This window comes from Bacillus sp. FSL W8-0770 (assembly GCF_038008705.1).
Lineage (GTDB): Bacteria > Bacillota > Bacilli > Bacillales > Bacillaceae_G > Bacillus_A > Bacillus_A cereus.
In genome coordinates this window covers 2,848,604-2,865,347 of record NZ_JBBOZR010000001.1, presented here as the reverse complement: position 1 = coordinate 2,865,347, position 16,744 = coordinate 2,848,604, and the positions used below count along the sequence as shown (strand labels likewise).

The window sequence follows — 16,744 nt, the reverse complement described above, 5'->3', positions numbered from 1 at the left end:
AACAATTTTTATTTTTTTATCGACAAACCATAAACTAACGTCTCATTCGGAGTCGTAATACTAAAACCTGTCGTCTTATAATCAAGCTTCACTGTATCACCAGTGTAGTCTTTCGTGAATGAATCCATTTGTACGATAAGCTCCGCATCTTCATATACAACATCATCTGCGTTATATGTATCCAAAATTAAATCGACATCAACGAAAATACTACAAGAGTTCGTCATTGTTCCTCTAATGCGAACGATCTTTTTATCTTCACGTTCTAATCTATGTATAGCTGCTTTCGCTTCATCAGTAATGCGAATGTTCATTGTATCCCAACCTTTATTTATATTTCCTTTATTATTGCAAAAACAGGAGCAATAGGGAAGCAAAGAGGTTTGCAACAAAAAACGAGCAAACAAATTTGTTTGCTCGTTTCACTTTATTTTAGTTCACATTTATCGAGTGGAATCACTTTTGTTTTTTTCGTAAATTTATATCCTAACCATAGTACTAAGAAGAGTGGTAAACCGATGTAAGAAACAAGTACGCCGTTCCAATCGATTGATTCACCCATAAATGCGCCATAGTTTTGTCCTAAAATTACGATAATACAAAGAGTAAATGCGAAGAGTGGACCGAATGGGAACCATTTTGCTCTATATGGTAAGTCATTTAAATCTTTTCCTTGTGTGATATACGCTTTACGGAAACGGTAATGACTAATTGCAATTCCGACCCATGCGATAAAGCCAGACATTCCGGATGCGTTTAATAACCAAATGTATACAACACCGTCACCGAATAAAGAAGCAATGAAAGCAATACTACCGACAATCGATGTTACGATTAACGCGTTAACAGGTACACCGCGGCTATCTAATTTACCAAGAAACTTTGGTGCTTTTCCTTGGCGAGCTAAATCCCAAAGCATACGAGTTGATGCATACATACCAGAGTTACCAGCAGATAGTACAGCAGTTAAAATAACAGCGTTCATAACAGAAGCAGCAAAGGCAACGCCCGCTTTTTCAAAAATAAGTGTAAACGGACTTACTGTAACATCACTTGCAGCAAGGCTTTCAGTTGTATAAGGAATTAGTAAACCGATAACGAGAATCGCAAGGATATAGAATAAAAGAATACGCCAAAAGATTGAACGAATTGCTTTTGGGATATTACGTTCTGGATCAGACGTTTCACCAGCAGCTACCCCAAGTAATTCAGTTCCTTGGAAGGAGAAACCAGCTGCCATAAATACACCGATAATTGCCATGATACCACCGTTAAATGGTGCATCAGCAACAGTGAAGTTTTTGAAGCCAACAGTTTCGCCCCCCATAATTCCGAAAATCATCATAAAGCCGACAATTAAAAAGATAATAATCGTAACTACTTTAATAAGTGCGAACCAATATTCAGATTCACCAAACCCTTTAACAGATAAATAGTTTAAAAGGAAAATAATAGCTAAACATAATCCGCTCCAAATAAGAGAAGGGGTATCTGGGAACCAAAATTTCATAATTAATGTTACGGCCGCTAGTTCTGCCGCAATTGTAATCGCCCAGTTATACCAATAGTTCCATCCAAGTGCAAAACCAAGTGATGGATCAACAAATTTTGTTGCATACGTACTAAAAGATCCAGTAACAGGCATGTAAGCTGCAAGTTCAGCTAAGCTTGTCATTAAGAAATATACCATAATTCCAATTGCGGCGTATGCAATTAATGCGCCGCCAGGACCAGCTGAATGAATGACACCACCGCTGGCAAGAAATAGTCCGGTACCGATTGTACCGCCGAGAGAAATCATCGTAAGGTGCCGCGATTTTAATCCGCGTTTTAATTCACCTTGTCCTTGTGTAGTTTGCGTTTTAGAGGTAGATTGATTTGTTGCGCTATTCATGTTCAACACTCCTTTTCTTGTAGGTTAGGAAGGAGCGGGGGAGAAAAATACAAAAAACCGCCAAAGGAATTTGGCGGAACGTTTCACAAATAACCACCCCATCATACCCTTCCGTTAAGATAGCACCCCACGTTTACACGGTAATTTTGTAAACGTGACAGTTCTGTTCCTTTCGGAGACAGCCCCAGCTCATATTTCCAGAGAAGAAATATAAACTTCGGCAACTTTTCCTTTCAAACGGAGTCAGTGACATTCTCTGTGTCTCGTCCGTTTTACTATTAAAAGTCGCAACCTCTACCTCATCGGATTGATGAGGATTTATATATTGCTAAGATTTTTAATATATGGCAATTGTAATGACTTTCTGAATATATTGCAAGATATTTTGTTAGGAAAAGTCAAAAAATATCGGTTATTGTATAGGAAACGCTTGCAAAACTCCACCCGAACCTACTATTATGTAGCAATAAGCAAAGAAAAAATTGTTATACAAATGTTTCGCAAAAAATATTGAAAAACCCTCTAAATAAAAAGAAAATTCAGAAAAATATAATTCGACATTCATGATAAAGTCATATTATTTGTTATAATTAGAGTAACGTAACGTTTAAGCAAAAAGGGGAAATCAAAATGAAATTAGAAACAGAAAGGCTCTATATAGTGCCGTGTACAGAAGAGAGGATTCAAGTTGCTAACGAGCAAGGATATAATAGCGGTCTGCATATTGTAGGGCATGTAGAGAATGTAAAACAAGATGCGGCTTTATTACCATGGGGGGCGTGGTATGTTTTTCGGAAAGAAGATGATAGCGTTTTAGGAGATATTGGATTTAAAGGGAAACCAAACGAGGATCAAACAGTAGAAATTGGCTATGGATTTATTGAGAAATATTGGAATCAGGGCTATGCAACAGAAGCTGTAAAAGAACTAATCGATTGGGCTTTCAAAACAGGAGAGGTAGAAACAATAATTGCAGAGACACTCATAGATAACTATAGTTCGATGCGTGTTTTAGAAAAGTTACATATGAAGAGAGTAAATGCTACAGAAACGATGATTAATTGGAAAATAGAAAAATAAAAAATACCGCTCTAAATTGAGCGGTATTTTTTTATAGTTATGGTAGCATTTGCTTCTGATCATTTGGATACTCAGCCGTTGATGTGTGAGGGCGATTGGAATGATTTCGAACAGCAATGAAAATAGAAATAATAACGACAAGACCAACTGCAACGTAAGAAAGCGAAATAACAGTTGGATCCACTTTAAATGTAGTAAGCAGTGTACGAATATTTGTAAAGATAATAAGACCACCAACTAATACGCCAAGTAAATGGGGTGGAACGATGCGGACTAACCATGCAGCAATTGGAGCTGCGACAAGACCGCCGAGCATTAAGGCAAATACCCAAACCCAGCTTACTTGTTCCCAGCCAAGTGAAATGAAAAAGCCGATTGTTGCAGCGAGTGAAACAGGAAATTCACTCGTATCTACAGATCCAATAACTTTTCTAGCTTCATTTCCTCTTGCCAAAAGTACAGGTGTCGTAATGGGCCCCCAACCACCGCCACCAGTTGAATCAACGAATCCAGCGAATAAACCAAGCGGCACAAGTTGTTTTGCAGACATACGCTTATTTGAAGTGACAATTTGTTTTTGGATGATGAATCGTAATAAAATATAAACCCCTAAAGTAAATAAAAATACGGAAATGTATGGTTTGATTACATCTCCGGGCAAATTACTTAAAAAACATGCCCCAACAAATGCGCCGATTGCCCCAGGCAATGTAAGCCTGGAAACTGTATATTTATCAACGTTTCCAAATTTGATATGAGATGCGCCGGAAGCTGCAGTTGTAACGACTTCAGCTAAATGAACTGATGCAGATGCAACAGCTGGTGCAATACCAAACATTAATAATAAAGAGGAAGACGTTACTCCATACGCCATTCCAAGTGCTCCATCGATCAATTGAGCGAAAAATCCAATAATAGCAAAGACAATTAATTTCTGCATAAATAATCCCCCTGTAATAATAAATGAAAAAGACACTTTTCCCGTATGAGAAAAGTGCCTTTGGTTTTTCCAATCAGCAATAATTAAATTTGTTTCATTATAATACATATTAATCGTATAAATCAACTAGGTTTTAAAGTTTTTGAATTGAATGAAAGAAAAATAAAATATACAATAAAAGGATGGAGAGAAAGGGGAGAAAGACATGTTACGATTTGATCATCTCGTTCACGCAGTTCATGGTACACCGGAGGAAGCGGCAAAACAAATGCAGGAACTTGGATTTCATACTGTATTAGGCGGAGAGCATACGAATTGGGGTACTTGGAATAGTTTAAGTTATTTTGATTTATCATATATTGAATTTTTAGCAGTTCAACATGAAGAAAAAGCGAAAGAAGCAGAAAATCCATTAGTACAAGAAACATTGGTGAAACTACAAAATGGAGAAGGAATGCTACAAATCGCGATCCGAACAGATGCAATTGAGGAGCTAGCAGTTAACTTTAATAAGTACGGCTTACATACGATAGGGCCATTTGAAGGGAAACGTATGAGAAAAGATGGCCGACTTTTAGAATGGAAAATGTTATTCGTTAAGCAAGAAGAGAACGGACCGAAATTACCTTTCTTTATACAGTGGAATGAAACGGACGAAGAAAGAAGAAACGATTTACGTAACAGTGGGACGATTACTGAACATAAAAACAAAGTGCAACAAATTGAAACGATTCATTACGCAGTAAAAAATGTTCGAGAAACAGTACGGAAATGGAAAGAAGTAATGGAGCTATCTACAAGCTTAGTTGTGAAAAATGAAAAATGGAATGCTGAGTGTCAAAGTGTATCGTTTGGTGACATTCAAGTACAGTTTTGTGAACCGGTTGGAGAAGGTCTAGTGCAAGAATACATAAAGAATCATGGCGAATATCCATTTGCAGTAGAGTTTAAAGGGGGAAATAAACGAGAGCATGAAGTGTTAGGGAGTTTGTACATATATTGATAGAGGTGAACGTTGTGGAAGAAATGCTTAGAGAGATAGAGAGAATACTAGAATGGCCTCGTATTGCAACGTGTACAGCTATTTCAAAAGGTTTTTCACATGAAGAGAAGTATAAAATTGAATTAAAGAATCAAGAAACCTATTTTGTAAAAGTATGTGATGCTGTTCATTTTGAACGTAAACAAGAAGAATATACGTATATGAAACAATTAGAGTCATTACATATTCCAACACCCAAGTTAATTCATTTCATAATAATTGAGAAATTAAATAAATGTGTTCAAGTATTTGAATGGACCCGAGGTATAAATGGTGAAGAAGGTTTAAAGAAGTTATCGGTGGAAGAACAGTATAATGCAGGAAGAAAAGCAGGGGAAGTATTAAAGAGGATTCACTCAATTGAAAGAGAAAGTGCAAGTAATAAATGGGAAACATCTAGATGGAATAAATACGAAAGATACATAGAGGCACTAACAGATTACGAGGTGAATTTTCTGGATTTGAAGCCAGTATTAACCTTTGTAGAAAATCATAAAGATTTATTGGAAAATCGTCCAATAAGATTTTTACATGATGACTTCCATCCAGCAAATAGCATGATTCATAATAAGGAATTTATCGTTATCGATTTTGGTGGATATGATTTTGGTGATCCAATACACGATTTTTATAACGTAGCGATTTTTACTATAAGAATAAGTAAACCATTTGCGGTTGGACAAGTTCACGGTTATTTCGGAGGCGAACCATCGCTTCATTTTTGGAAACTGTATACATTGTACGTCGCGATGACATTCCCAGCGGATATCGTTTGGACGAATCGAAGTACACCGCATTTAGTAGATGATATGAAGGAAAGATTAAATGGAATTTTAGAAGATCATAATCATTTTTCATCTTATATTCCAAAATGGTATCAATCAAGCGAATTTAATAAATAAAGGAGTAATTTATATGGATAAAATAGCAGTAATTTCAGATATTCACGGTAATATTCAAGCATTAGAATCCGTGTTGAATGATATTAAATTAAGAGGGATCGAGCGCATTATTTGCCTTGGAGATTTAGTAGGAAAAGGACCTCATTCCAGTGAAGCAATTGAAATCATTCGTAAAGAATGTGAAGTAGTCGTAATGGGAAACTGGGATGATTTTATTACAAAGCCGACTGAATTTGAAGCATTGAAATGGCATCAAAAACAATTATCGGAAGAACAAAATGACTATTTAAGAAACTTACCATTTTCAATCGAGTTTTATATGAGTGGGAAATTCATTCGTATGTTTCACGCTTCACCGAGAAGTTTATATGAAAGAATTCAACCACACGCTTCAAGAGAAGAACGTATTAGTATGTTCGAAAATAGTGATCTGACGGAAAATATAGAAGGGGAAAGAAAACCAGATGTCGTTTGTTACGGTGACGTTCACCAAGCGTTCGTTCAAAATTTCAGAGGGAAAACGTTATGTAATGCCGGTAGCGTAGGAAACCCGCTTGAAATAACGCAAGCTTCCTATTTAATATTTGAAGGGACTTACAATGAAAAAGAAGCAGCGAGCTTTTCTATTCAACTTGTACGAGTACCGTATGATATTGAATTAGCTATCAGACTAGCAGAAGAACTCGAAATGCCAGAAATTGAAGAATACAAACAAGAATTACGGACTGCTTTATATCGAGGGTTTAAGGGAAAGTAAGCTAATAATATATCAACGATTTTTCAAATATATCTATCATAACTTAAAATATATCAATGATTTTTTCGAGATATCAGCGATTCGAGAAAGGATATCAATTTACTGACAAATAGTGACATGAATTATTATCTATAATTATATTATGTCAACTAATTATAAAGGGAGATATCATGAACCGAAAACAACGAATCAAAGAAATTGCAGATCATATTGTAAAGCTAAACTTAACCCATCCAATAAGAGTTGGAGTAAGCGGTATTACAGCCTCAGGAAAAACAACATTTGCAAACGAACTAGCGGAAGAAATAAAAAAACGAGGATTACCAGTAACACGCGCCAGCATTGATGATTTTCATAATCCAAGAGTGATTCGCTATGCAAAAGGAAAAGAATCTGCAAGAGGGTATTATGAAGATGCACACGATTATACAGCTTTCAAAGAAAGATTATTAATGCCTTTAGGACCTAACGGGAATTTACAATATGAAACGATTTCTCATAACTTAATAACGGATATGCCTGTACATAATGAGCCGCTATTGGCCACGAAAAATATGATATTAATAGTAGATGGAACGTTTCTATTGAAAAAAGACGTTGCGCATTTATTTGATTACAAAATCTTTGTAGATACAAATTTTGAGATTGCGAGAAAACGTGGTGCTAAGCGGGAAACTGAAGCTTTTGGAAGTTATGAAGAAGCAGAGAAGATGTTTTTAAACAGGTATCACGCGGCTTGTAAAATGTATATAGATGAGCATAATCCGAAAGAACTTGCAGATGTTTTATTTGAAAATAGTAAATTTGATGATCCAGTAGTTCTATTTAAAAGACATTAATACAGTTTATATAGGGGGAATGAACATTTGTTTAGATGGTTTCAAAAAAATAATAAAGTGAATGAAGAGAAGGATGAACAATATTTAGAAATCAAAAATGAACAGATAAATGAACAGTTAAAACAAAAAATAATGAAACTAGAGAGTATAAGTGAAGACATTTGCAGTAAGTATCAAAAAATATATGAAGAACGTTTTGCGCAAAAGGGTAAATTAAATTTGAAGCTGTCAATTAAAAGAGATATAGACGGTGATGAATTAGAAGAACTAACATCTAAGAATTGTTTAGAGTATGAATATAGATCAGAAATTAATTTTGAATATGATGCTTCAAAATCATGGGAAGTCTGTACTATTTCGCTTTGGTATTATTACCAAGGATATCGAAAAAGTAGTAGCATAGGAACACTTTATAGCGGAACGATTAATGAATTAGAAGAAGAAGTTAAAGCAACATTGGAAGAACTGTTACATAGTGAAGATAATTAATGATTCCATTTTATATTGCGTTAAGAATGGGTTTAATTTTATGATACTAATAGGGAATAATTTAGGAAGAGAAATTTAAAGGGGATAAAAAAATGACAGAAGTACTAGAACTAAAAGAAGAACTACTACAAATTAAAAATAATAATTATGCTGTACCAGAAGACGTAGATGCATATCCATATGCGCAGTGGATGCTAGATTATATCGGATCACCAGATGCTGAATTACGTGATGATTTAATTTATAGTACGCTTCATACATGGATTACAAATGATGTGTTTAGACAAAAAGAATTACGAGGGTTAATGCTACAAGCAATTAGTCCTGATTATTTATTTTATAAAATTGGTGAAAAGGGAACAGACTCTGTATTTAAACGTGCATTCTCCGTATTAATTCCACCACTTATTTTATCTGTTCATGAAAGGGAACCGTTGTTATCCGAAGAACAACTGTACAGTGTAGCAGAACAAGTGCTGGAATATGTATATTTAGAAGAAGATGTAAGAGGTTACGTAGAAGGAAAAGGCTGGGCACACTCTACGGCACATGCAGCAGATGCGCTTGATGCGTTAGCACGTACAATCCAAAATCGTGAATTTTCGTATGCGATTCTTGCAGCTGTTCGTCAGAAGGTACGCTTACATGACTACGTATACATTCACTTTGAGGATGAGAGATTAGTAGCACCAATTATGTCGTTACGTAACCAAAATCTTTTAACTGAAGAAGAGTGGAGCAATTGGTTACATAGTATAGCAATTGTTGAAGACATCCCGCATCCTCAATATGATATTTTAGTACAAAATATTAGAGCTTTCTTAAGAAGTTTATATTTCAGAGCTTTAGAGACAGAGGGTAGTACAGCCTTTACAGATGATATATTGGAGACTTTGAAGGGTTTGCGTAGGTATTAAAAATTCGTTTTTCTAACAGAAAAGTACATAAAACCAACACCTCCCAACCATACTAATAAAATGTTTTGGAGGTGAGTTTAATGGACAAAAAAGACTTTGAAAAAGTATATAATGATTATTTACATCAAGGGGAAGAGCAAGCTCAATTTGAAATAGCTCAGGAAGTTACTTCAGGAGCAGAACAAATTGTTGCTGTTCGTAAAAATGATGAAGGTGATTTGATTGCTTTTAAAACAAGTAGCGGGAGAGAGTTAGATCATATGACTGCTCTTAGTGAAGCAAAATCAGGGAAGTTAGCTCATGTGGACGTATTTCATAAGTATGGCAGAGATATTATACGTAGTGAACCGGATGGAATAAAAGAAAATAACTTTGATAATTTACCTTCATTTTAAACGGGTAAACCTCAAGAAGAGAATGTTCATTACGATATTCTCTTCTTTGTTTTACGAAGTTTTCCTTGCAAATAGACGATTCATTTTTAAAGTGCGATCATACTTTTAAAGAGCTCTCTAAATTTCTCTTTATCTTCTGCTGTAAATGGTTTCGGTCCCTTTGTACGTTTACCACTTTTTCGAACCATTGCACTTAAATATCGTGTTTGTAACAATTGTTCAATGTTATCATTCGTATACTTATAGCCTTTATGGTGTAGAACGATACAGCCTTTTGCTAAAGCGAGCGAAGCAAGACCGTAATCTTGTGTTACGATTAAATCTTCTTTTTTTGCTAACTGCATAATTCGGTAATCTGCAGCATCTGCTCCGGAATCAACATATATTGTTTCCACACCTTTAGGTTGCTGAGCATTAGAATAATGAGAAAAGCTAGTAACGAGGGTTACAGGGATTTCTGCATTCGTAGCTTCAAAAATAATTACATCTTTTACAGGACAAGCATCTGCATCAACGTAAATTTTCATTTTTACCACTCCTATAAAGTGAAACTTTAATCAGTGGGGGGTTCATCCTCCACTGATTATTAGTTGAACCAATCGGGCATTTACGGGCAGTTAATCTCCCACCTAACTTCTTTGTTACAGCTGAATTTTGAGCTGGGAGTTTTATTGCCCGTTAATGCGGGGTAACTAGGTTCGTGTTGATAATAATGGTAGATTTTTCTTTTGTCAAACGATAGGGCTTTATGTAAAGTTATTTTTCACAAACTAAAATAGCCTCCCGCAAACGAGAAATACCTTCCTCAATTTGATCAATATCCACTTTTCCATAAGATAAACGAATATAACCATCTTTCGCGCCGAAAATACTACCAGGCATAAAAGCAATTTCTTGTTTTAAGCTTTGCATAATGAGTTGTTTTTCGTTTATCGGTTCTTTTAATTTTCCCCATATGTAAATACCACCAGTAGGGTTTGAAAAAGAGATTTTATCATGAAGTTGCTCGTTTAGGGCGTGAACGATAACGTCTCTTTTTTCTGCTAGTTGTTTTCGTAACGGTACGATATGCGACTGAAATGGTACAGTTTCGAAAAACTGCTGCATAAGCCACTGCGGGAATATGCTCATACCTAATTCCATTTGGTGCCGTGCGTCGGATAATCTTTCTACTACAGATTGCGGAGCAACGAGCCAGCCGACTCGTAATCCTGGCGCAATCATTTTTGATAAAGAATGTACATAAATAACTGTTCCGTTTTCATCTATTGATTTCAAAGTAGGACAAGGCTGTTTCTTTTCTAGCGTCAGCAAGCTGGATGGATCATCCTCAACGATTGCAATTCGTAAATCTGCGCAAAGTGATAACAGTGTTTTTCTACGGTTTGGATGAAGCATCGTTCCCGTAGGGTTTTGGAAATTTGGATTTAAAAAGATCATTTTAATACGGTGTTTTCTATATAACTCCTGTACATCGTCTGGATTAATCCCATGTTCATCGACAGGTAATGGGAAAATACGAATACCTGCTGATTGGAATAACGGTAAGGAATAACAGTGCGATGGACTTTCGAAAGCGACGGCATCACCTGGATTTAATAAACATTGCACGATAAGGTGAAGTGCTTGCTGGGCGCCGGATGTAATCATAATGGATTGTTCAGTCGCCTCAACTTTTAAATATTCTTTCATATATTTTACGACCGCTTGTCTTAGCGGGAGATAGCCTTGCGGATGATCATAACTTAATGAATGCGTTAACGGTTGTTCTCGTAAAATTGTTTGTAGTTGATCGTGTGGGTAGAGATTACAACCGAGTTCTCCGTTTGCGAAATCAATAATATTTTCATTTTGTTGTATTTCTGCCCGAATATGGCGAAGTAACGGTAAGTTTGGTAAAAACGTACCACCTTCTACGAAATTTCTCCAGTTCGGCGTTAATGTTGGAGAAACGCCCCACATATGTGTACTTACACGTGTACCTTTACCAGTCGTACTTTCTACAATTCCCATAGCACGTAACTCATTATAAGCAGTCGTTACTGTACTACGGTTTACATTTAACTGCGTAGCTAATTTCCGTTCGGAAGGTAGGAAGCTTCCTGGAGGAAGTTCTCCGTATGTAATACGTTTCTCAATAAAGTCAACAACTTGCTGATAAATAGGGATTTTACTGTCATTATCTAGCTTCCATTCCATAAAAAACGCCTCCGTATCTCTTATATAAATCCAGTATAGCAAATTGGCTGGGTAAAAAAACAGCCAATTGGACGGTGTTATATCCAGCCAATTTTACTATGCTAAATATGGAAGGGGAGATTCGGATGAAACGATGGCAAATGGAATGGCTCCTAGTATCAGTTGCGTTAGTATGGGGAGCAAATTATACAATAGGAAAGTATGGCGTGGCATTTATGTCATCCATTCAATTTAATAGTTTACGATTTTTAGTAGCATCACCGGTATTATTACTTATTACTTTTATGATGGAACGCTCATTACGTATTGAAAGAAAAGATTGGTTACGATTAGTAGCAGTCGGCATCGTTGGTACGACAATGTATCAAACGATGTTTATGCTATCCGTGAAATATACTTCAGCAACGAACGCCTCATTATTAATTGCGATGTCCCCTATTTTTACAGGGATATTAGCAGTATTGCACAAACAAGAACGTTTTTTGATGAAAGTACAAATTGGTTCAATCGTAGCGTTTATTGGTGCAGCATTCGTTTTATTAACAGGACACACAGGAGGAGCTACTTACGAGTATGCGTGGCTCGGAAATATAATTGGATTAGTCGCAGCAATTGCGTGGGGATGGTACCCAATTTTAGCACAACCTCTTATTACAAAGTACTCCGCAATGAGAGTCACATCATGGTCTACTTTAATTGGAATTGTACCTCTCGTTATATACTGTTTATTCAATGTAAACACACTAACGTGGCCAGTAGATACACCAAGCTGGGAATCACTAGCATATTCAATCGTCTTTGCGACCATATTCGGACTTGCAATGTGGTATGTCGGTATTAGTAAAATAGGCTCAACGAAAGTAATGGTTTATATGTATCTTGTGCCATTGTTTGCAGTGATCTTTGCGGCAGTAACCATTGGAGAGCAAATTAATTTGATGCAACTAGTTGGCGGGCTTATTATCTTCATCGGTTTATATGTTGTAAAAAAAGGTGGAATGAAAAAGCCTGCTCTCAATTTGAAAAAAGTAAGTTAACAGTAAAAATGATCTCTTTCATATAGAAGGAGATCATTTTTGTTTTCGTATTAAAAGCGCTTGTTCAACAGCCCATTTTTGATGATCGTGAATGAGAAGTTCTACAGCAAGTAAAGGAGACATCCACCTTAGAACATGATCATCCTCACAGTTTGCAGTTTGTTTCTGTACCATATTTGCAATGTAAAAGAACCCAACATTCAAATAATATGTATCTTCCTTTTCTGCATAAAAATATCGAGCTGCATTACCGATATATTGATCAATTGCAATCGCCCATCCTAATTCCTCTAGTAGTTCACGGTGCAAACAATCTTCTTTTGTTTCATTACCTTCCATACCGCCACCTGGTAAAAAATAACGGTCTCCTTTTTGGATAACAGCAATCATTGAAGAAGATAAATGGAAAATAATCGCATAACAACTAGGTCTTAATACATAATGAACAGTAGATTTTTTCGAACCAAATGTGAGTTTTGAAATCATAAAACACAACCTTTCTCTATAAAATACATAAAAGGGATAATAAGGTAGAAATAATTGTATAAGTATAATCTTACGAGATTGGAGTGATAACAAAATGATAAATCGAAAGTGTACGCGCTGTAAAGAAATTACAGGTACGTTGCACGGTGGTAAAAAAATTAAGGAAGAATTTCTATGTGAGGACTGTTTGCAAAAAGGAATTGCAAGCGGAGAAATCGAATTATCACAAGTGGAAGAAAAACAAACTACGTATCTTTCTATAAAAATATTAAAAATAATGAGTGCTATTTATTTAATAGGCTCTATTTTAATGGCTTTTTCTACTGGTCCATTTATACATAATCTTGGGTTTGATGAAATATCCATTTCAGGATCAGAATTAGGTTTAATAAGTATTGTTATGCTAGGTTCTATATTCCAGTCCGTTCTCGTATTTTGCGGGATATGGGTATTTATCCTTTTAGTAGAAACAGTCATTAAAATTTATGAAAAAATGAAGTGAGTGAGAGGGAGAAACATATGCGAGTAAGAAACATCCAAGGGGAAGATTATGTAAAGATTCATTCTGTTTTAAATGATTGGTGGGGCGGGAGAGACATGGCTGCCATGTTGCCAAAATTGTTTTTCGTTCACTTTCAAGAAACGAGTTTTATCATTGAAGAAGAGGGCGAAACGTTAGGTTTCTTATGTGGATTTTTTTCACAAACATATAAAGATGAAGCATACGTTCATTTTATCGGTGTAAATCCGAAGTATAGAAGAAGAGGAATCGCATCGACATTGTATTCTTATTTCTTTGATGTCGCTCGTGCAAATAATCGTAAAGTTGTAAGAGCAATTACGTCACCAACTAATAAAAAGTCGATACAGTTTCATCAAGAAATCGGTTTTCGAATTGAGGCTGGGGATGATGAGGTAGAGGGTGTATCGGTACATACAAATTATGATGGGAATGGCGGGAGTAGAGTTTTATTTTTGAAACATGTGTAGTGAAATAAGCTTTACCTAAACGTACTGAGTTAAATGTATATCAAAACGTTATCCGTTGCATAAAGAATGACTGATTTTGTTAGCTTGATAGAGGGTAGTATGATAGTCGAAATGAATTTCCGTAACAAAATTTCATCTAAAAAAGAGGGATCTATATGAAATTTGAAAGAGATAGATATTTTTTACAGATGGCATTGGAAGAAGCTGAAATGGCATTAAAAGAAAATACATATCCAGTAGGAGCAGTTATTGTTGATGGAAATAATAATGTCATTGCAAGAGGAAGAAATAGAGTGCATCCACAAAAAGACATAACAGCTCACGCAGAGATAGACGCTATTCGCAATGCAGGGGAAGCAATGTTTGATGCAAAAATAAAAAATGAGAAGTTTACTATTTATAGCACGTTGGAACCGTGTCCAATGTGTACAGGGGGTATTTTATTCGCAAAAATACAGAGAGTAGTCTGGTTACTAAATGATGACTTAGGTTTTGGTGGATATAAAAAGATAAAAAATGCTTTAGTTTTCGAAGGGAAATTTAATAAAATCGACATAGTGGAAGAACCATTTGAAGACTTAAAAACAAGACAAAAAGAACTTATGAGACAATGGGAGCTAAATCCCAATAATATTATTAATTTGCGTAGGGCTATAAAAAAATAGTTGTTTCTTTCAATTAAATCGGGATACTGCCACATTACCATCAATTTAAAAAATATAGTGAAATTATATCGATTTAACAATAGAATATGGAAGAATCTATTACGAATAGAAAGCCGTCCTAAAAGTATTCTAGGATGGTTCTTTTTGTTGTGAGGAGATAAAGAGTATGGAGAATAAACAGAGTAGAAATGAGTATGTAAGACGCATACATAAGGTTCAAGATTATATAGAATCAAACATAGACAGTTCATTATCCATTGAAGAGCTAGCTGATATAGCAGGATTTTCGAAGTATCATTTTCATCGGATTTTTAAAGGAATAGTTGATGAGCCATTATCTCGGTATGTGAATCGCTTGAAACTAGAAAGGGCAACACATCTACTTACATATCGCGCAGACATGACGATTACAGATATTGCGTATCACTTCGGATTCACAGATTCAGCAGTTTTTTCCCGAACATTTAAAAGTCATTACGGTGTAAGTCCGTCTCAATATCGAAACGATAATAGCAAGAATTGCAAAGACGTAAGGGGAATTCCTCAATACAATGAATGTAAGAAGGTTCGAGGAAATGTTGGAATTGTAACAGCGGACGATATAAACGTCGCATACATAAGACATACAGGTACATATGAAGAGTTAGCTATAGCTTTTCCAGAAATGATAGAAAAATTATTTCATTACGCGGCGAAGAAAAACTATCATGTATTTGAGGATACGAAAGTATTAACCATTTACCACGATCATCATGAATTTACTGAGGACTATCATTTAAGAACAAGTCTATGTGTAACAATTTCAGATGAATCCACAGTAGAAACGAACGACGTTGGAATAATGGTAATACCTTCTGGAAAATATGCAGTAGGACATTTTGAAATATTCCAAGATGAATATAAAGGAGCATGGGATTTCTTATACGGTGAATGGCTGCCAAATAGCGGATATAAACCGAGAGACTCGTATCCTTTTGAAGTATATAGAAATAATCCAAAGCATAAACATATAGTTGATATATATGTACCTATCGAACCTTTTTAATCATAGGTTAAAGGGGAAAGAATAATGAAAACTGCTGAAAAGTTAGATCAGATTATAAAAGAAGAATATGAAAATATGAATGGTATGTTAGTAGTGCGGAAAGGTAATGTTATTTTTGAAAAATATTATAACGATTACGGACAAAATGATACATTTCATGTAGCGTCAGTTACAAAAACGATAATCTCTGCGCTAATTGGAATATGTATAGATAAGGGCTATATAAAAAGTGTAGATCAAAAAGTAATAGAGTTTTTCCCTGAATATAAACGTACGGCATCTGAAGTAACAGTGAGACACTTACTTACAATGACAGCGCCATATCCTTTTGTAGACTGGCAGGAACCGTTAGAAGAATTATGTACACAACAGGATTGGGTACAGTATACACTTAATAGGATGGGGAATGGCGGAGAAATTGGATCTTTTAAATATTCATCTGCAGGAGCTCATTTATTATCAGCAATTATTACGAGCGTAACAGGAAAAAGTGCGCGTGAATTTGCGAACGAACAGCTATTTCAGTCACTCGGTATGAGAGAAATTCCAAACTATAATATGAAAGCATTTGGATTCGATGACTTATTCGGAAAAGATGTGAAAGGGTGGGTTCACGATCCAAATGGTATTTCGACAGGCGGATGGGGACTAACGTTAACTGTTAGGGATATGGCTAAGTTTGGACAGATGTATTTGAATGAAGGTATTCATAATGGAAAACAAATACTATCAAAATCATGGATAAAAGAATCAACAGAAATGAACCAAAATCAATATGGTTACTTATGGTGGTTTCGAGAAGAAGATGGAATCTTTTCATACTGTGCTATAGGTGACGGTGGGAATATGATTTGTTGTATTCCAGAGAAGGATTTGGTTGTAGTAATTGCTTCTGAAGCTATGCCGAATGCACGGGATAGATGGGAATTGATTGTGAAATATATTTTTCCTGGCATACAGTCAAATCAATAATGGTAGTAAAAAGATGGGGTGAATTTTGGTTTTATACCATCTTTTTGTTTTGTGACGTAAAGTTCATGGGAATGTAAGGGTTTTGTTAAAAGTGT

Annotated in this window: 20 protein-coding genes and 1 riboswitch; of the genes, 14 read left to right on the top strand and 6 right to left on the bottom strand. The window is 35.6% G+C overall.

The annotated features are described in order from the left end of the window. Nucleotides 1–8: 8 nt before the first annotated feature. Nucleotides 9–314: an iron-sulfur cluster biosynthesis family protein gene (locus tag NST27_RS14790; RefSeq protein ID WP_001026190.1), complete on the bottom strand. Its 306-nt coding sequence runs from the start codon at nt 312–314 to the stop codon at nt 9–11. A 113-nt stretch (nt 315–427) separates the two neighbouring features. After that, nucleotides 428–1,894 (bottom strand): amino acid permease, encoded by a 1,467-nt coding sequence (locus NST27_RS14785; RefSeq protein ID WP_001083388.1) that lies wholly within the window; start codon nt 1,892–1,894, stop codon nt 428–430. 112 nt (nt 1,895–2,006) lie between these two features. Then, nucleotides 2,007–2,199, bottom strand: a riboswitch (Lysine riboswitch). Nucleotides 2,200–2,524: 325 nt separating this feature from the next. On the opposite strand from NST27_RS14785, the gene NST27_RS14780 reads away from it, so the two are divergent. Continuing rightward, on the top strand, nt 2,525–2,974 hold the full coding sequence (locus NST27_RS14780; RefSeq protein ID WP_000764597.1) for a GNAT family N-acetyltransferase: 450 nt from the start codon (nt 2,525–2,527) through the stop codon (nt 2,972–2,974). Between the two features lie 37 nt (nt 2,975–3,011). Here NST27_RS14780 and NST27_RS14775 read toward each other — a convergent pair whose 3' ends face one another. Next, nucleotides 3,012–3,914 carry a sulfite exporter TauE/SafE family protein gene (locus tag NST27_RS14775; RefSeq protein WP_001170722.1) on the bottom strand — a complete coding sequence of 301 codons (903 nt, stop codon included), beginning with the start codon at nt 3,912–3,914 and terminating at the stop codon, nt 3,012–3,014. A gap of 205 nt (nt 3,915–4,119) precedes the next feature. Between NST27_RS14775 and NST27_RS14770 the strand changes: the two genes are divergently transcribed. The 7 genes from NST27_RS14770 to NST27_RS14740 all read left to right on the top strand — a co-directional run bounded on the left by NST27_RS14770 (nt 4,120) and on the right by NST27_RS14740 (nt 9,255). Further along, entirely contained in the window at nt 4,120–4,917 is a 798-nt protein-coding gene (locus NST27_RS14770; RefSeq protein WP_000943345.1) for a VOC family protein, read from the top strand. A gap of 14 nt (nt 4,918–4,931) precedes the next feature. Then, nucleotides 4,932–5,858 (top strand): aminoglycoside phosphotransferase family protein, encoded by a 927-nt coding sequence (locus NST27_RS14765; protein WP_047386435.1) that lies wholly within the window; start codon nt 4,932–4,934, stop codon nt 5,856–5,858. Between the two features lie 13 nt (nt 5,859–5,871). Beyond that, nucleotides 5,872–6,615 carry a metallophosphoesterase family protein gene (locus tag NST27_RS14760; RefSeq protein ID WP_000357653.1) on the top strand — a complete coding sequence of 248 codons (744 nt, stop codon included), beginning with the start codon at nt 5,872–5,874 and terminating at the stop codon, nt 6,613–6,615. A gap of 170 nt (nt 6,616–6,785) precedes the next feature. Next, nucleotides 6,786–7,454 (top strand): uridine kinase, encoded by a 669-nt coding sequence (locus tag NST27_RS14755; RefSeq protein WP_001080551.1) that lies wholly within the window; start codon nt 6,786–6,788, stop codon nt 7,452–7,454. A 27-nt stretch (nt 7,455–7,481) separates the two neighbouring features. Further along, on the top strand, nt 7,482–7,943 hold the full coding sequence (locus NST27_RS14750) for a hypothetical protein (protein WP_047386411.1): 462 nt from the start codon (nt 7,482–7,484) through the stop codon (nt 7,941–7,943). A gap of 92 nt (nt 7,944–8,035) precedes the next feature. Next, nucleotides 8,036–8,860, top strand: a complete 825-nt coding sequence (locus NST27_RS14745; RefSeq protein ID WP_000141230.1) for a DUF2785 domain-containing protein — start codon at nt 8,036–8,038, stop codon at nt 8,858–8,860. An 80-nt stretch (nt 8,861–8,940) separates the two neighbouring features. Continuing rightward, complete coding sequence (locus NST27_RS14740; protein ID WP_000358160.1) at nt 8,941–9,255, top strand: DUF3892 domain-containing protein; 315 nt, start codon at nt 8,941–8,943, stop codon at nt 9,253–9,255. Nucleotides 9,256–9,341: 86 nt separating this feature from the next. Here NST27_RS14740 and NST27_RS14735 read toward each other — a convergent pair whose 3' ends face one another. Next, a complete protein-coding gene (locus tag NST27_RS14735) occupies nt 9,342–9,782 on the bottom strand; it encodes a YaiI/YqxD family protein (protein ID WP_000708769.1) in 441 nt (146 codons plus the stop codon). Nucleotides 9,783–10,011: 229 nt separating this feature from the next. Next, nucleotides 10,012–11,454: a MocR-like pyridoxine biosynthesis transcription factor PdxR gene (gene pdxR, locus NST27_RS14730; RefSeq protein ID WP_000454888.1), complete on the bottom strand. Its 1,443-nt coding sequence runs from the start codon at nt 11,452–11,454 to the stop codon at nt 10,012–10,014. A 125-nt stretch (nt 11,455–11,579) separates the two neighbouring features. On the opposite strand from pdxR, the gene NST27_RS14725 reads away from it, so the two are divergent. Further along, on the top strand, nt 11,580–12,491 hold the full coding sequence (locus NST27_RS14725) for a DMT family transporter (RefSeq protein WP_047386407.1): 912 nt from the start codon (nt 11,580–11,582) through the stop codon (nt 12,489–12,491). Nucleotides 12,492–12,524: 33 nt separating this feature from the next. On the opposite strand, the gene NST27_RS14720 is transcribed toward NST27_RS14725, so the two are convergent. Next, nucleotides 12,525–12,977 (bottom strand): NUDIX hydrolase, encoded by a 453-nt coding sequence (locus NST27_RS14720; protein WP_000624008.1) that lies wholly within the window; start codon nt 12,975–12,977, stop codon nt 12,525–12,527. A gap of 94 nt (nt 12,978–13,071) precedes the next feature. Here NST27_RS14720 and NST27_RS14715 point away from each other — a divergent pair, with 94 nt between their 5' ends. The 5 genes from NST27_RS14715 to NST27_RS14695 all read left to right on the top strand — a co-directional run bounded on the left by NST27_RS14715 (nt 13,072) and on the right by NST27_RS14695 (nt 16,649). Beyond that, nucleotides 13,072–13,479, top strand: coding sequence for a DUF3980 domain-containing protein (locus NST27_RS14715; RefSeq protein ID WP_000610503.1), 408 nt, complete (start codon nt 13,072–13,074; stop codon nt 13,477–13,479). Nucleotides 13,480–13,496: 17 nt separating this feature from the next. Next, nucleotides 13,497–13,967 carry a GNAT family N-acetyltransferase gene (locus NST27_RS14710; RefSeq protein WP_001266059.1) on the top strand — a complete coding sequence of 157 codons (471 nt, stop codon included), beginning with the start codon at nt 13,497–13,499 and terminating at the stop codon, nt 13,965–13,967. 155 nt (nt 13,968–14,122) lie between these two features. Beyond that, entirely contained in the window at nt 14,123–14,632 is a 510-nt protein-coding gene (locus tag NST27_RS14705; RefSeq protein ID WP_000667405.1) for a nucleoside deaminase, read from the top strand. A gap of 166 nt (nt 14,633–14,798) precedes the next feature. Then, on the top strand, nt 14,799–15,677 hold the full coding sequence (locus tag NST27_RS14700) for an AraC family transcriptional regulator (RefSeq protein ID WP_047386403.1): 879 nt from the start codon (nt 14,799–14,801) through the stop codon (nt 15,675–15,677). Between the two features lie 24 nt (nt 15,678–15,701). After that, nucleotides 15,702–16,649: a serine hydrolase domain-containing protein gene (locus NST27_RS14695; RefSeq protein ID WP_000844657.1), complete on the top strand. Its 948-nt coding sequence runs from the start codon at nt 15,702–15,704 to the stop codon at nt 16,647–16,649. The last annotated feature ends 95 nt before the right edge of the window (nt 16,650–16,744 follow it).

Coding starts and splice junctions, on each gene's coding strand:
- NST27_RS14735 (WP_000708769.1), bottom strand. CDS start 9,782: ATGAAAATTTACGTTGATGCAGATGCTTGTCCTGTAAAAGATGTAATT.
- NST27_RS14755 (WP_001080551.1), top strand. CDS start 6,786: ATGAACCGAAAACAACGAATCAAAGAAATTGCAGATCATATTGTAAAG.
- NST27_RS14745 (WP_000141230.1), top strand. CDS start 8,036: ATGACAGAAGTACTAGAACTAAAAGAAGAACTACTACAAATTAAAAAT.
- NST27_RS14770 (WP_000943345.1), top strand. CDS start 4,120: ATGTTACGATTTGATCATCTCGTTCACGCAGTTCATGGTACACCGGAG.
- NST27_RS14785 (WP_001083388.1), bottom strand. CDS start 1,894: ATGAATAGCGCAACAAATCAATCTACCTCTAAAACGCAAACTACACAA.
- NST27_RS14705 (WP_000667405.1), top strand. CDS start 14,123: ATGAAATTTGAAAGAGATAGATATTTTTTACAGATGGCATTGGAAGAA.
- NST27_RS14790 (WP_001026190.1), bottom strand. CDS start 314: ATGAACATTCGCATTACTGATGAAGCGAAAGCAGCTATACATAGATTA.
- NST27_RS14775 (WP_001170722.1), bottom strand. CDS start 3,914: ATGCAGAAATTAATTGTCTTTGCTATTATTGGATTTTTCGCTCAATTG.
- pdxR (WP_000454888.1), bottom strand. CDS start 11,454: ATGGAATGGAAGCTAGATAATGACAGTAAAATCCCTATTTATCAGCAA.
- NST27_RS14740 (WP_000358160.1), top strand. CDS start 8,941: ATGGACAAAAAAGACTTTGAAAAAGTATATAATGATTATTTACATCAA.
- NST27_RS14710 (WP_001266059.1), top strand. CDS start 13,497: ATGCGAGTAAGAAACATCCAAGGGGAAGATTATGTAAAGATTCATTCT.
- NST27_RS14720 (WP_000624008.1), bottom strand. CDS start 12,977: ATGATTTCAAAACTCACATTTGGTTCGAAAAAATCTACTGTTCATTAT.
- NST27_RS14695 (WP_000844657.1), top strand. CDS start 15,702: ATGAAAACTGCTGAAAAGTTAGATCAGATTATAAAAGAAGAATATGAA.
- NST27_RS14725 (WP_047386407.1), top strand. CDS start 11,580: ATGAAACGATGGCAAATGGAATGGCTCCTAGTATCAGTTGCGTTAGTA.
- NST27_RS14780 (WP_000764597.1), top strand. CDS start 2,525: ATGAAATTAGAAACAGAAAGGCTCTATATAGTGCCGTGTACAGAAGAG.
- NST27_RS14700 (WP_047386403.1), top strand. CDS start 14,799: ATGGAGAATAAACAGAGTAGAAATGAGTATGTAAGACGCATACATAAG.
- NST27_RS14715 (WP_000610503.1), top strand. CDS start 13,072: ATGATAAATCGAAAGTGTACGCGCTGTAAAGAAATTACAGGTACGTTG.
- NST27_RS14760 (WP_000357653.1), top strand. CDS start 5,872: ATGGATAAAATAGCAGTAATTTCAGATATTCACGGTAATATTCAAGCA.